Origin of the sequence: Paenibacillus taichungensis, assembly GCF_013359905.1 — a bacterium.
Taxonomy (GTDB): domain Bacteria; phylum Bacillota; class Bacilli; order Paenibacillales; family Paenibacillaceae; genus Paenibacillus; species Paenibacillus taichungensis.
In genome coordinates, this window is sequence record NZ_JABMCC010000068.1 from 1 (window position 1) to 215 (window position 215).

Annotated in this window: 1 rRNA gene; it reads left to right on the top strand. The window is 51.2% G+C overall.

The window, feature by feature from the left end:
* Positions 1–215: ribosomal RNA gene (locus HP548_RS34210) — 16S ribosomal RNA — on the top strand; the annotation flags it as partial.

Sequence of the window (215 nt, forward strand, 5' to 3'; positions counted from 1 at the left end):
ATTGGAGAGTTTGATCCTGGCTCAGGACGAACGCTGGCGGCATGCCTAATACATGCAAGTCGAGCGGACTTGATGAGAAGCTTGCTTCTCTGATGGTTAGCGGCGGACGGGTGAGTAACACGTAGGCAACCTGCCCTCAAGCTTGGGACAACTACCGGAAACGGTAGCTAATACCGAATAGTTGTTTTCTTCTCCTGAAGAGAACTGGAAAGACG